The following is a 13221-nucleotide window of genomic DNA, read 5'->3' as shown; positions in this document are numbered from 1 at the left end:
CGTCGGCTCGGGGTCACCGCGAAGGCCCGCGAGGTCCGGGGCGGCGACCGGGTGGTGATCCGGGACGGGGAGGCCATCGGGATCCTCCTCGCCCGGATGGGCGCCTCCGCCACCAGGGACATCTGGGAGGAGCGACGGTCCCGCGGGGAGGTCCGGGCGACCGCCAACCGGCTCGCCAACTTCGACGACGCGAATCTCCGCAGATCGGCCCGTGCCGCGGTCGCGGCGGCCGCCCGCGTCCAGCGCGCTCTCGAGATCCTGGCCGAGGACGTCCCGGACCACCTGTTGGCCGCGGGTGAGCTGCGCGTCCAACACCGTCAGTCCTCGCTCGAGGAACTGGGCCAGCTCGCCGACCCACCCATGACCAAGGACGCGGTGGCCGGCCGGATCCGCCGACTGCTGTCCATGGCCGACCGCAAAGCAGCCGATCTGGGTATCCCGGACACCGAGTCCGTCGTGACCGAGGACATGCTCGACGAAGACTGATCCGTGGCCTGTGGACCCTGCACAGCCCCCACATGGGGCGGGTAGTCTGGGTCACGTCCCCGGGCACCACCCCGCCCTCAGGGGTTCTTTCTCGCACCACCTATAAGGAGACATCACGTGACCGTGCGCGTAGGCATCAACGGATTCGGACGTATCGGCCGCAACTTCTACCGCGCGGTGGAGGCACTGAAGGCCGAGGGCAAGACGGATATCGAGATCGTGGCCGTCAACGACCTCACCACGAACGACATGCTCGCTCACCTGCTCAAGTACGACTCGATCCTCGGCCGCCTGGGCAAGGAGGTCACGTTCGACGACTCGTCGCTCACCGTCGGTGGCACCAAGATCGGCGCCCTCGCGGTCAAGGAGGGCCCCGCGTCCGTGCCGTGGGGTGACTACGGCGTCGACGTCGTCGTCGAGTCCACCGGCATCTTCACCGATGCGGAGAAGGCCAAGGGCCACCTCGAGGGTGGCGCCAAGAAGGTCATCATCTCGGCGCCGGCCAAAAACGAGGACATCACCATCGTCATGGGGGTCAACGACCACGAGTACGACGGCTCGCAGACGATCATCTCCAACGCCTCCTGCACCACCAACTGCCTCGCGCCGGTCGCCAAGGTCCTCTCCGACGAGTTCGGGATCATCAAGGGCCTCATGACCACGATCCACGCCTACACCCAGGATCAGAACCTCCAGGACGCGCCCCACAGCGACATGCGCCGCGCCCGCGCCGCCGGCATCAACATGGTGCCCACCTCCACCGGTGCGGCCAAGGCGGTCGCCCTGGTCCTGCCCGAGCTCAAGGGCAAGTTCGACGGCTACGCCGTGCGCGTCCCGCTGCCCACCGGCTCGCTCACCGACCTCACGGTCGAGCTCGAGAAGAAGGCCTCCGTCGACGAGGTCAACGCCGCGATCAGGGCCGCCGCCGAGGGCCCCATGAAGGGCATCCTCAAGTACACCGAGGATCCCATCGTCTCCTCCGACATCGTCGGCGACCCGCACTCCTCGATCTTCGACGCGCCGCTGACCAAGGCCATCGACGGCCAGATCAAGATCGCCTCCTGGTACGACAACGAGTGGGGCTACTCCAACCGCCTCGCCGACATCATCGGCCTGGTCGGCAAGTCGCTGTAAGAGCCCCCAGGGCCTGACGACCCCGCATCACACCGGGCCCGGTCCGGGAACGCCCAGAGCGTCCCGGCCGGGCCCGAGGTACATCACCCGTACCGCCGCTTCCGAGTTACACCACCCGGACCACACCACCCGGACCACACCATCACCGTCCTCCCGACAGGAGCCCCACCCCATGGCAGTGAGCACACTCCAGGACCTGCTCGACGCCGGCGTCGAAGGTCGTAAGATCCTCGTCCGCTGCGACCTCAACGTCCCGCTCGACGGATCGACCATCACCGACTCCGGTCGGATCACGGCCTCGCTGCCCACCCTCAACGCCCTCCTCGACGCCGGCGCCGCACTGGTGATCACGGCGCACCTGGGCCGGCCGAAGGGCGCCGCCGATCCCGCGTTCTCGTTGGCCCCCGTGGCGGAGAAGCTGGGGGACGAGCTGGGCCGGTACGTGCAACTGGCGGGCGACGTGGTGGGGCCGGATGCCCGTGAGCGCGCCAACGGACTGACCGACGGCGACGTGCTGTTGGTCGAGAACATCCGCTTCGACCCCCGTGAGACCAGCAAGGATCCCGCCGAGCGTGCCGCTCTGGCCGCCGAGTTGGCGAGCCTCGTGGGGGAGGACGGCGCATTCGTATCCAACGGGTTCGGTGTGGTCCACCGCGCCCAGGCCTCGGTCTGCGACATCGCCGAGGTGCTCCCCGCCTACGCCGGTGACCTGGTCCAGAGTGAGGTCGAGGTCCTCGCCGGCCTGACCGGTGACGCCGAGCGCCCCTACGCCGTGGTGCTCGGCGGCTCCAAGGTCTCGGACAAGCTCGCCGTGATCGAGGCCCTCGCCCCCAAGGTCGACACCCTGGTCATCGGCGGCGGTATGTGCTTCACCTTCCTCGCCGCACAGGGCCACGGCGTCGGGTCCTCGCTCCTGCAGGAGGAGATGATCGCCACCTGCAAGGACCTGCTCGACAAGTTCGGCGACGTGATCACCCTGCCCGTGGACGTGGTGGCGGCCGACGGGTTCGCCGCCGACGCGGCGCACACCACGGTGCCGGCCGACGCGATTCCGGACGGCAGGATGGGACTCGACATCGGCCCAGAGTCGGTGGCGCTGTTCACCGAGAAGCTGTCCGCCGCCAAGACGGTCTTCTGGAACGGCCCGATGGGCGTGTTCGAGTTCGAGGCGTTCTCGGCCGGTACCCGTGGCGTCGCCGAGGCGATCATCACGGCCACCCGCAACGGCGCGTTCTCCGTGGTGGGCGGCGGCGACTCCGCGGCGGCCGTCCGGACACTCGGGCTCGGCGAGGAGAACTTCTCGCACATCTCGACCGGCGGCGGAGCCTCTCTCGAGTACCTCGAGGGCAAGGAACTCCCGGGGGTCACCGCCCTCGAACGCACCAACTGATCCGCACGCGCCAACCCACAGGAGACGACATGGCACGCACCCCCCTCATCGCCGGCAACTGGAAGATGAACCTCAACCACCTCGAGGCGATCGCACTCGTGCAGAAGGTGGCCTTCGCACTGCCCGAGAAGTATCTCGAGAAAGTGGAGGTGGCGTTCATCCCTCCGTACACCGACATCCGCGGTGTCCAGATCGTGATCGAGGGGGACAAGCTCGGCTTCGCCTACGGCGCACAGGACGTGTCGGTCCACGAGTCGGGTGCGTACACCGGTGAGATCTCGGCGGGGATGCTCGCCAAACTGGGGTGTACCTATGTCGTGGTCGGGCACTCCGAGCGCCGCGAGTACCACTCGGAGACCGACGAGTTGGTCGCCGCCAAGGCCGCAGCGTGCCACAAGCACGGCCTCAGCCCGATCGTCTGCGTGGGGGAGAAGCTCGAGACCCGGGAGGCCGGTGACCACGTGGGCGTCGTCGTCGAGCAGCTCAAGGGGTCACTCGCGGGCCTGGACAAGGAACAGCTGGCCTCCACCGTGATCGCCTATGAGCCCGTGTGGGCCATCGGCACGGGGAAGACCGCCTCCGCAGCGGATGCGCAGGAGGTCTGCGCGGCCATCCGCGGGGCCCTCACCGAGCTGGCCGGCCCCGAGATCGCAGACCGGATGCGGGTCCTGTACGGCGGGAGCGTCAACTCCTCCACCGTCGGTGAGCTGCTCGAGCAGCCCGACGTCGACGGCGGTCTCGTGGGCGGCTCCTCGCTCAAGCCCGACGAGTTCGCCCAGCTCTCGGCCATCGCCGCCGGCGGTCCGCTGCCCTGAGTCGACTGGCCCGGCGTGGCCGCCCCGACACGGGCGGGCGCGCCGGGATTCGCCTCGACGACCTCACCGGGTAGTCTGGACCAGTCGTCCTCCGACCACCCCGACCCGACGTAAGGCCCGATCCGTACATGAAGCTCGCCCTGGACATCTTCCTCGTCGCCACCAGCCTGCTGTTGATGCTGTTCATCCTGCTGCACCGCGGTAAGGGGGGCGGACTGTCCTCACTGTTCGGCGGTGGTGTCCAGTCCAGCCTCTCCGGGTCCAGCGTCGTGGAGCGCAACCTCGACCGGGTGACCGTGGTGGTCGCCATCCTGTGGCTCATCGCCATCGTCGCCGTCGGACTCCTGGTGCGCTTCGGCTGATCGCCTGACCGTCGCGCCGCGCGGCGGGTCCACACGGGGTGTGCTCCTCCGCGAGGAGGAGCGCACCCCGTCGTCGTCGGTACCTGGTCAGCCCAGAGCGGATGCCGCGCCCACGTCGAGGTGGTAGGTCGTGGACTCGGTGCCCACGGCACCGGCCACCGGCCACTCCGACGGCGAGGCCCCGCCGATTCCCTCCGCGACCGCCTCCGCCTTGCCCTCACCCGCGGCCACCACCAGGATGTGCCGCGAGCGACGAACCGCCGGGAGGGTGAACGTCAGCCGCTCCGGTGGCGGCTTGGGGCAGTCGCGGACCCCCACGACCAGCCGATCCGTCTCGGCGACCGCGGGGGTGTGCGGGAAGATCGAGTCGATGTGGCCCTCCGGGCCCATCCCGAGGATGGTCACGTCGAAGATCGGATCGTCCCCGGCGGGGATCGTCAACGACTCGAGGAAGCGCTCGGCGGCGGAGTCGACATCGCTGTGCTGCCCGGTTCTCGCGGGCCAGCGATGCACTGTCGGACGGTCCCCCAGGGAGTCGAGCAGTGCCTCGTCCAGCTGGCCGTCGTTGCGTTCCGGGTGATCGGCGGGAACGAAGCGTTCGTCGCCGAAGAAGATCGTGACCTTCTCCCATTCCACGGTCGAGTCCGCGAGTGCGGCGGCGGTCTTGACCCCCACCGAGCCCCCCGTCAGCGACAGACTCGCCCGTCCGGCGGTGGCGATCCGCTCGGTCAGATGCTCCACCGCCGCCCGGGCGGCCGCGGTGGCGAGCGCGTCGGAGTCGGCGTGGACGAGATGACGGATGTGGGACATCGGTCCTCCTGTGGTGTCGGGTCTCGGTGGTCCGGTCGGTGGGCGGCCCCGCTCAGCGGACGGAGGCCGAGGTGTAGATCACGCGATCGTGGTTCGCGAGTGCGTCGGCGTACACGCCGTCCGTGTCCATGCGTCGCAGCTCCTCCGCGAGGCAGTCCGCCACGCTCCGTTTCACCAGCGTCACCCGCGTGGGGGAGTGGCCGGTGATCCGCAGCTCCGCGGAGGTGGGGCTCACCTGTTCGATGACGATCGATCCGGAGGCACGCTCCAGGACGACCATCCGCGGCCCCACCGCGCGGTGGACGTCGATCCCGAGGCGGGAGGCGAGCCACCCACCGGCGAGGTCCACGGACGCGGCCCGTTCGGGGCCACACACCGTGGCGCCGGTGATCGTCTCGAACGGCGGCCGGTCCAGCGTGGCCGCCAGCAGGGAACGCCAGTGCGTGACCCGGGCCCAGGCGAGATCGGTGTCACCCGGGGAGTATCCGGCCGCCCGCTTGGCCAGTGCGTCCGTGGGGTGGCCCTCGGCGTCGGAGTCCACGATCCGGCGACGCGCGAGTCGGCCCACCTTGTCCTCGGACAGCAGTGTCGGCGAATGCCTGGGCCACCACACCGCGAGAGGGGTGTCCGGCAGGAGCAGCGGGGTGACCAACGAGGCGGACTGGGACGCCATCGCCCCCGACGTCCGCAGGACCACGACCTCGGCCGCCCCCGCATCGCCACCGACCCGGATCTGACCGTCGAGCCGGTCGGCCCTGGCACGGTTGCCGCGGATCACCACGATCACGCGACACGGATGCTCGCGGCTGGCCTCGTTGGCCGCCTCGATCGCGGATTCGCTGCCGCGGACGTGGTCGGTGAGGACGATCAGCGTGAGCACCCGGCCGATGGTGCTCAGCCCCGCGTCCTCGCGGATCTGCACGAGCTTCTTCGAGATCTCGCGGGTCGAGGTGTCGGGCAGGTCGATGATCACGGTCGCCTCCATGCGCGGCCACTGCGGGCCAGGATCTCGTCGGCGCCACGAGGGCCCCACGTCCCGGCCTGGTACTGCTCCGGGGTGCCGCCGGCCGACCATTCGTCGAGGACGGGATCGAGGAGCATCCAGCTCAACTCCACCTCGCGCGAGACGGGGAAGAGTGACGGCTCGCCGAGCAGCACGTCCAGGATCAGCCGCTCGTACGCCTCGGGGGAGGACTCGGTGAACGCCTCGCCGTAGGCGAAGTCCATGTTGACGTCGCGGACCTCCATCGCGGTCCCGGGCACCTTGGACCCGAACCGCAGCGTCACGCCCTCGTCCGGCTGCACCCGGATCACCAGGGCGTTCTGACCCAGTTCCTGGGTCATCGTCGCGTCGAAGGGCAGGTGCGGCGCGCGTCGGAAGACCACCGCGATCTCGGTGACGCGTCGGCCCAGCCGCTTGCCGGTGCGCAGGTAGAACGGGACCCCGGCCCAGCGTCGGTTGTGGACCTCGAGGGTGATCGCGGCATAGGTCTCGGTGGTGGAGGACGGATCATATCCGTCCTCGTCCTTGAGCCCCACCACCTGCTCGGACCCCTGCCACCCACCGGAGTACTGACCCCGGGCCGCGGTCTCGGAGACCGGCAACGCCAGCGAGGTGGACTCGAGGACCTTGGTCTTCTCCGCCCGCAGCGCGGCGGCAGAGAAGTCCGTCGGCTCCTCCATGGCCACCAGTGCCATGAGCTGGATGAGGTGGTTCTGGATGACGTCGCGCGCCGCCCCGATCCCGTCGTAGTAGCCGGCGCGGCCGCCCAGACCGATGTCCTCGGCCATGGTGATCTGCACGTGGTCGACGTGATTGGCGTTCCACACCGGCTCGAAGAGCTGGTTGGCGAAGCGCAGGGCGAGGATGTTCTGGACCGTCTCCTTGCCCAGGTAGTGGTCGATGCGGAACACCGAGTCCTCGGGGAAGACGGCACCCACCACGGCGTTGAGCTCGCGGGCACTCGCCAGATCGTGACCGAAGGGCTTCTCGATCACCACGCGGCGCCACGATCCGTCGACCGCCCTGGTGCATCCGGTCCGGTCGAGGTGCCGACAGACCGTGGGGAAGTCGTCCGGGGGGACGGACAGGTAGAACGCGTAGTTCCCGGCCGTGCCCCGGTCGACCTCCAGAGCCGTCAGCTGCTCCGCCAGGTGATCGAACCCCTCGTCGTCGTCGAAGGTCCCGGTGACGAACCGCAGTCCCGCCGCCAGTTGTTCCCAGACGTCCTCCCGGAACGGGGTACGGCACCGTTCCCGGGCGTGTTCACGGGCGAACTCGGCGAACTCGGAGTGGGTCCACCGGCGTCGACCGAAGCCGACGAGGGAGAAGCCCGGGGGGAGCAGACCCCGGTTCGCGAGGTCGTAGACGGCGGGGATGAGCTTCTTCTTGGACAGGTCGCCGGTGACGCCGAAGATGACGAGCCCGGACGGGCCGGCGATCCGTGGCAGCCGCCGGTCCCGCGGATCGCGGAGCGGGTTGGCCGACCCCTCCGGTCCGCCGACGGGGTCGCCGACGGCCGGGGAGGGCCGACTGTCCGGGTCGGTCACGACCCCGAGGGGATCTCGTCGATACGCGAGGTCACCGTGGCGATGAGGTCGTCCCACGCGCTGACGAACTTGCTCACGCCCTGCTGCTCGAGCAGCGTGAAGACCTCGTCGAGGTCGATCCCCTCCGCACGCAGCGCCTCGAGGGTCTCACGCGAGTCCCCACCGGTGCCCCGGACGGTGTCCCCCTCGAGGACGCCGTGGTCCGCGAACGCCTCCATGGTCGCGAACGGCATGGTGTTGACGGTGCCGTGGGTGACCAGGCCGCTCACGTACATGGTGTCGGGGTAGGCGGGGTCCTTGACGCCGGTGGACGCCCAGAGCAGCCGCTGGGGACGGGCACCCCGGGCGGCGAGGTCACCGAAACGACCGGAGGTGTCGTAGACCTCGTCGTAGACGTCCTGACACAGCCGCGCGTTGGCCAGCCCCGCCCTGCCACGCAGGTCGGAGTCCGCCGGCAGACGGGAGTCGATCTCGGTGTCGAGTCGGCTGACGAACACCGAGGCCACGGAATGGATGCGGGAGAGGTCGTGACCGGCCTCCGCAGCCCGCTCCAGTCCCGCCAGGTACGCCTCCGCGACCGCGCGGTACTGGTCGGCCGAGAAGATGAGGGTCACGTTGACATCGATCCCCCGGCCGATCACCTCCGTGATGGCGGGGAGCCCGGCGGACGTCGCCGGGATCTTGATCATGAGGTTGGGCCGGTCGACGACCGCGGAGAGCTCGACGGCCTGGGCCACCGTCCCCTCCGTGTCGTCCGCCAGCCGGGGATCGACCTCGAGTGAGACGCGTCCGTCGACGCCGTCGGTGGCCTCGAACACGTCGGCCAGGACCGCACAGGCGTCCCGTACGTCCGCGGTGGTGAGCGCGCGGACGACGGAATCGACATCCCTGTCGGCGCGGACGGCCTCGGTGAGCGCGGACTCGTAGGCCGACGAGTCGCCCAGCGCGGCCTGGAAGATCGCGGGGTTGGTGGTGACTCCCACGACCGAGTAGGTGGACATCCGCTCCTCGAGCTCGCCGGAGGTGAGCAGCTGGCGGGACAGGTCGTCGAGCCAGACCGAGACGCCGGCGGCGCTCAGTGCGGCGAGATTGGCGTTGGTCATGATGCCTCCCCGTTGACGGCCGCGAGCGAGTCGCGGGCCGCGGCGACCACGGCGTCGCCGGTGATTCCGAATTCGGTGAACAAGGTCTGGTACGGGGCGGACGCTCCGAAGTGCTCCAGCGACACCGCCCGACCCGCGTCGCCGAGGAAGCGGTACCACGGCATGGCGATCCCGGCCTCCACACTCACCCGGGCGCGGACCGACCGGGGGAGGACCGACTCGCGGTATTCCGGATCCTGCTGGTCGAAGAACTCGACACACGGCATCGACACCACCCGGGTCGGCACGCCCTCGGCCTCGAGGACCTCGCGAGCCTCGACCGCCAGGTGGACCTCGGAACCGGTACCCATCAGGATCACCTCGGGGGACCCGGTCGACGCCTCGGCCAGCACGTAGCCACCGCGCTCGACGCCCTCGCGCGCCGACTCGGCCGTGCCCTCCAGAACGGGGATGTCCTGGCGGGTCAGGCACAGGCCCTTGGGACCATCGAGGGCCATGAGCATCGCGCGCCACGCCGCCGCCGTCTCGTTGGCGTCCGCCGGCCGCAGGACGGCCAGGCCGGGGATGGCGCGCAGTGCCGCGAGCTGCTCGACCGGCTGGTGGGTGGGGCCGTCCTCGCCGAGACCGATCGAGTCGTGCGTCCACACGTAGTAGGCGTTGCTGCCCTGGAGGGCGGCGAGGCGGACCGCCGGACGCATGTACTCGCTGAAGATGAGGAAGGTCCCGCCGTAGGGCCTGGTCGGACCGTGCAGGGCGATCCCGTTGAGAATCGCGCCCATGGCGTGCTCACGAACACCGAAGTGCAGGTTGCGCCCGTACGGTGACGCCGTCCACATCCCGGTCGAGATCGACGGGGGACCGAAGGAGTCGGCCCCCTCGATCTGGGTGTTGTTGGACCCCGCCAGGTCCGCGGACCCACCCCACAGCTCGGGGAGGGTCCCCGCGAGCGCCTGGATGGCCTTGGCGGACGCCTTGCGGGTGGCGACGCCCTTGGGGTCGGCCTCCCATGTCGGCAGACCGGCGTCCCAGCCCTCCGGCAACTGGCCGGAGTAGAGGCGGTCGAAGAGGTTCTTCGCGTCGGGGTTGGCCTCGGCCCACGCGTGGAACATGTCGCTCCACTGCGCGTGGACACGGGCGCCACGGTCGCGGGCCGCGCGGGTGTGGGCGATCACCTCGTCGTCGACGGTGAACGGCTCGGTGCCGCCCATGCCGAGCGCCTCCTTGACCGCGTCCACCTCGGCCTGCCCGAGCGCCGAACCGTGCGAGGCCCCCGTGTTCATCTTGGTGGGGGCGGGGTAGGCGATCACCGTGCGAAGGACGATCATCGAGGGCTTGTCCGTGACGGCGCGCGCGTCGGCGATCGCCCCCTCGATGGCCTCGATGTCCTCACCCCCGTCGACCGTCTGGACGTGCCAGCCGTAGGCCTCGTAGCGGGCGGCCACGTCCTCGGTGAAGGCGATCTGGGTGTCGTCCTCGATCGAGATCTTGTTGTCGTCGTAGACCGCGATGAGGTTCCCGAGCTGCTGGGTCCCCGCGAGCGAGCAGGCCTCGGCGGTCACGCCCTCCTGCACGTCCCCGTCCGAGGCGACGACGTAGATGAAGTGGTCGAACGGGCTCTTCCCGGCGGGTGCCTCCGGATCGAACAGCCCCCGCTCGTACCGGGCGGCCATGGCCATACCCACCGCGGACGCCAGCCCCTGGCCGAGCGGCCCGGTGGTGATCTCCACCCCGTCGGTGTGGTTCCACTCGGGATGACCCGGGGTCTTGGATCCCCAGGTGCGCAGCGCCTTGAGATCCTCGAGCTCCAGCCCGAATCCGGCGAGGTAGAGCTGGACGTACTGGGTGAGGGAGGAGTGGCCGCAGGACAGGACGAAACGGTCACGCCCCACCCACTTCGGGTCCGACGGGTCATGTCGCATCACCCGCTGGTAGAGCGTGTAGGCCAGGGGCGCCAGGCTCATGGCGGTGCCCGGGTGACCGCTGCCGCAGTTCTGCACGGCCTCGGCGGCCAGGACACGAGCGGTGTCGACCGCCCGGGTGTCCAGTTCGGTCCAGTCGGACGGGTGGCGGGCGGTGGTGAGCTCGGTGATCTCCGACGCGCTGGTCACTTGTGGTTCTCCCGGGTCGAGGGTGCGGCGCGGATCCGCGCGTATGTCGTGGACCACCTTAGTGGTCACCCGCCCCCGGGGTCGGACCGTCCCCGCCCCCGCTCTTTCGCGGAGCGTGCAGGGGGGACGTAGTATCGGCCGGGTAGTGCGTTGACATCTGCTGCGAGGAGTTCCGGTGCACGATTCCACCCCGACCCGGAGTGGGGGGCCGTCCGTCTCCCCTCCAGAGTCCTCGGGGCGGCCGGCTCCGGCGAGCGGGCGCGCCCGCGTAGTCGACGTCGTCATGTCGTACATCGCCCTCACCAAGCCGCGCGTCATCGAGTTGCTCCTGGTGGCCGCCATCCCCGCGATGCTGCAGGCCGACCGCGGGCAGGTCCACCTCGGCCTGGTGCTGTTGACGCTGGTGGGTGGCTGGCTCGGCGCCGCCAGCGCCAACACCCTCAACATGGTCGTCGACGCCGACATCGACAAGGTCATGAAGCGGACCGAACGGCGCCCGCTGGCCCGCCACGCCGTGACCCCCCGGGCCGCGCTGGTCTTCGGCCTGGTGCTCGGCGCGGCCAGCATGCTGTGGCTGGGACTCCTGGCACAGAGCTGGCTCGCCGCCCTGTTCATCCTGCTGACGATCTGCTTCTACGTCTTCGTCTACACGATGATCCTCAAGCGCCGCACCGCCCAGAACGTGGTGTGGGGTGGCGCCGCCGGGTGTATGCCCGTGCTCGTCTCGTGGGCGGTCATCACCGACCACCTGCCCGAGGGTCAACCGAGCAACTGGTGGCAGGCGATCGTCCTGTTCCTCATCATCTTCTTCTGGACCCCGCCCCACACCTGGGCCCTGGCCATGCGGTACAAGGAGGACTACAAGGCCGCCGGGGTACCGATGTTGCCGGTGGTCATGTCGGCGGAGGGCGTCACCCGACGCATCACCCTCTACACCTGGGCCACGGTCCTGTGCACCTTCGTGCTCATCCCGGCGGCGGGATGGATCTACGCGGCGGGCGCGATCGGCTTCGGTGTGTGGTTCATCGTCATGGCCCACCGCCTCGAGGCCGGTGTGCGCCGAGGTGTCGAGGTCAAGCCCCTCAAGCTGTTCATCCTGTCGAACAACTACCTGGCCGCGGTGTTCGTGGCCCTGTCGATCGACGCCGTTCTCGGTCTCGAGACCCTGTCGGCGGCGTTCTCCCTGTTCTGATCGGTCACCTGGAGGGGTCGAGCGTGATCGACCCAGTGGTGCGCCGCGACTGCAACGCCCGGTGCGCCTGCGCCGCGTCGGTGAGTCCGAAGGTCGCCCCGACGTCGAGGACGAGCGACCCGTCGACCAGCCCCTCCATCACCTCGGCCGCACGGTCGCGGTACTCCTCGGTGGTCGCGATGAAGTCGCCGAGCTTGGGCCGGGTCAGGAACACCGATCCGGCCGCGTTGAGCCGCTGCGGGTCCACCGGCGGCACGGGGCCACTCGCCGCCCCGAACAGCACCAGCGTGCCGCGCCGCTCGAGCGAGGCCAGACCGGTGTCGAAGGTGTCCCGCCCGACCCCGTCGAACACCACCGCCACACCGCCACCGGACAGCTCGCGGATCCTCTCGGGCGTAGCCTCCGGATAGAGCAGGACGTGGTGCGCACCCAGGCCCCTGCAGATCTGCGCCTTCGACTCGGTCGAGGTGGTGGTGATGACCCGGTATCCACGGGCCACCGCCATCTGGATGAGGAGCTGCCCCACCCCTCCGGCGCCGGCGGTGATCAGTACCGCGTCCCCGCCGTGCGCACGATGGGTGTCGGTGATGAGGTAGTGCGCGGTGAGCCCCTGGAGGAGCATCGACGCCGCGACGCCGTCGGACACCTCGTCGGGGACGGCGACCAGGGCCTCCGACGGGGCGACCACGTACTGCGCGTAGGAACCGGGCACCTGGCACCATGCCACCCGGTCCCCGGTCACGAGGTCGGGCGTGCCCACCCCCAGCGCGTCGACGACCCCGGCGCCCTCGCTGCCGGGGACATACGGCAACGCGGTCTGATAGATGCCCTCCCGGAAGTAGGTGTCGATGTAGTTGACGCCGATGGAGGTGGTCCGGACGAGCACTTCCCCGGGACCAGGTGAGGGAGTCTCCAGCTCGACAGGCTCGAGGACGTCGGGGCCACCGTGTTCTGAGATCCGGACTGCACGCATGGGCCCAGTATCCGCCACAGCCCGCGCCCTCGCCGCCCGGATATCGCGCGGTCTGGTGGCGGCACCCCGGGAGCGGCGGGCAACCGGGGACACCGGAGGCGATAGGCTACCCCCATGAGCCTGCAGATCCTTTCCCAGTACGCCGGGGGACCGCGAGTCCGGGCGACCGGTCGGCCCGCCGTCACCACCAGCGGGTCCGGTGCCGTGTCGGAATCCGATCAGGCGCCCGCCGCCGTCGACGAGGTGGCCGGCGGAGGCGAGACCGCGGCACCGGTGGACGAGGCCGCCACCCCGGCCG

13 protein-coding genes are annotated in these 13221 nt (G+C 70.0%); 7 read left to right on the top strand and 6 right to left on the bottom strand.

Features of this window, described 5'->3' with window-relative positions; translation table 11 throughout:
• The 5 genes from whiA to secG form a co-directional block, all read left to right on the top strand.
• Positions 1–486: DNA-binding protein WhiA (gene whiA, locus G6021_RS00185; protein WP_182640434.1), on the top strand; the 486-nt coding region annotated here is incomplete at its 5' end.
• A gap of 117 nt (positions 487–603) precedes the next feature.
• Positions 604–1620 (top strand): type I glyceraldehyde-3-phosphate dehydrogenase, encoded by a 1017-nt coding sequence (gene gap, locus G6021_RS00180; RefSeq protein WP_179525330.1) that lies wholly within the window; start codon positions 604–606, stop codon positions 1618–1620.
• A 172-nt stretch (positions 1621–1792) separates the two neighbouring features.
• On the top strand, positions 1793–3010 hold the full coding sequence (locus G6021_RS00175) for a phosphoglycerate kinase (protein ID WP_182616152.1): 1218 nt from the start codon (positions 1793–1795) through the stop codon (positions 3008–3010).
• Between the two features lie 29 nt (positions 3011–3039).
• Positions 3040–3825 (top strand): triose-phosphate isomerase, encoded by a 786-nt coding sequence (gene tpiA / locus G6021_RS00170; protein ID WP_182640433.1) that lies wholly within the window; start codon positions 3040–3042, stop codon positions 3823–3825.
• Between the two features lie 128 nt (positions 3826–3953).
• Complete coding sequence (gene secG / locus G6021_RS00165) at positions 3954–4187, top strand: preprotein translocase subunit SecG (protein WP_107747569.1); 234 nt, start codon at positions 3954–3956, stop codon at positions 4185–4187.
• A gap of 87 nt (positions 4188–4274) precedes the next feature.
• On the opposite strand, the gene pgl is transcribed toward secG, so the two are convergent.
• From pgl to tkt, 5 genes are all read right to left on the bottom strand, one after another.
• Positions 4275–4997: a 6-phosphogluconolactonase gene (pgl, locus tag G6021_RS00160; RefSeq protein WP_182640432.1), complete on the bottom strand. Its 723-nt coding sequence runs from the start codon at positions 4995–4997 to the stop codon at positions 4275–4277.
• 52 nt (positions 4998–5049) lie between these two features.
• Positions 5050–5970, bottom strand: coding sequence for a glucose-6-phosphate dehydrogenase assembly protein OpcA (locus tag G6021_RS00155; protein ID WP_311201597.1), 921 nt, complete (start codon positions 5968–5970; stop codon positions 5050–5052).
• Positions 5967–7448, bottom strand: coding sequence for a glucose-6-phosphate dehydrogenase (gene zwf, locus G6021_RS00150; protein WP_187700264.1), 1482 nt, complete (start codon positions 7446–7448; stop codon positions 5967–5969). Before zwf ends, G6021_RS00155 begins: the two co-directional genes overlap by 4 nt.
• Before the next feature lie 95 nt (positions 7449–7543).
• A complete protein-coding gene (gene tal / locus G6021_RS00145; protein ID WP_179525324.1) occupies positions 7544–8650 on the bottom strand; it encodes a transaldolase in 1107 nt (368 codons plus the stop codon).
• Positions 8647–10758 (bottom strand): transketolase, encoded by a 2112-nt coding sequence (tkt, locus tag G6021_RS00140; RefSeq protein WP_182616146.1) that lies wholly within the window; start codon positions 10756–10758, stop codon positions 8647–8649. Before tkt ends, tal begins: the two co-directional genes overlap by 4 nt.
• A gap of 175 nt (positions 10759–10933) precedes the next feature.
• Between tkt and G6021_RS00135 the strand changes: the two genes are divergently transcribed.
• Positions 10934–11950: a heme o synthase gene (locus G6021_RS00135; protein ID WP_347237945.1), complete on the top strand. Its 1017-nt coding sequence runs from the start codon at positions 10934–10936 to the stop codon at positions 11948–11950.
• Between the two features lie 4 nt (positions 11951–11954).
• On the opposite strand, the gene G6021_RS00130 is transcribed toward G6021_RS00135, so the two are convergent.
• A complete protein-coding gene (locus G6021_RS00130; RefSeq protein ID WP_182640430.1) occupies positions 11955–12923 on the bottom strand; it encodes a quinone oxidoreductase in 969 nt (322 codons plus the stop codon).
• A 114-nt stretch (positions 12924–13037) separates the two neighbouring features.
• Here G6021_RS00130 and G6021_RS00125 point away from each other — a divergent pair.
• Positions 13038–13221: hypothetical protein (locus tag G6021_RS00125; protein WP_182640429.1), on the top strand; the 184-nt coding region annotated here is incomplete at its 3' end.

It is taken from the genome of Dietzia sp. CW19 (genome assembly GCF_014145265.1).
GTDB lineage: Bacteria > Actinomycetota > Actinomycetes > Mycobacteriales > Mycobacteriaceae > Dietzia > Dietzia natronolimnaea.
Note: the sequence above shows the minus strand (reverse complement) of the source record. Positions and strands in the feature narration are given on the sequence as shown.

Excerpts from the sequence above, each read along its gene's own strand:
- G6021_RS00130 (WP_182640430.1), bottom strand. The coding sequence starts at position 12,923 with ATGCGTGCAGTCCGGATCTCAGAACACGGTGGCCCCGACGTCCTCGAG.
- G6021_RS00175 (WP_182616152.1), top strand. The coding sequence starts at position 1,793 with ATGGCAGTGAGCACACTCCAGGACCTGCTCGACGCCGGCGTCGAAGGT.
- tpiA (WP_182640433.1), top strand. The coding sequence starts at position 3,040 with ATGGCACGCACCCCCCTCATCGCCGGCAACTGGAAGATGAACCTCAAC.
- secG (WP_107747569.1), top strand. The coding sequence starts at position 3,954 with ATGAAGCTCGCCCTGGACATCTTCCTCGTCGCCACCAGCCTGCTGTTG.
- pgl (WP_182640432.1), bottom strand. The coding sequence starts at position 4,997 with ATGTCCCACATCCGTCATCTCGTCCACGCCGACTCCGACGCGCTCGCC.
- tal (WP_179525324.1), bottom strand. The coding sequence starts at position 8,650 with ATGACCAACGCCAATCTCGCCGCACTGAGCGCCGCCGGCGTCTCGGTC.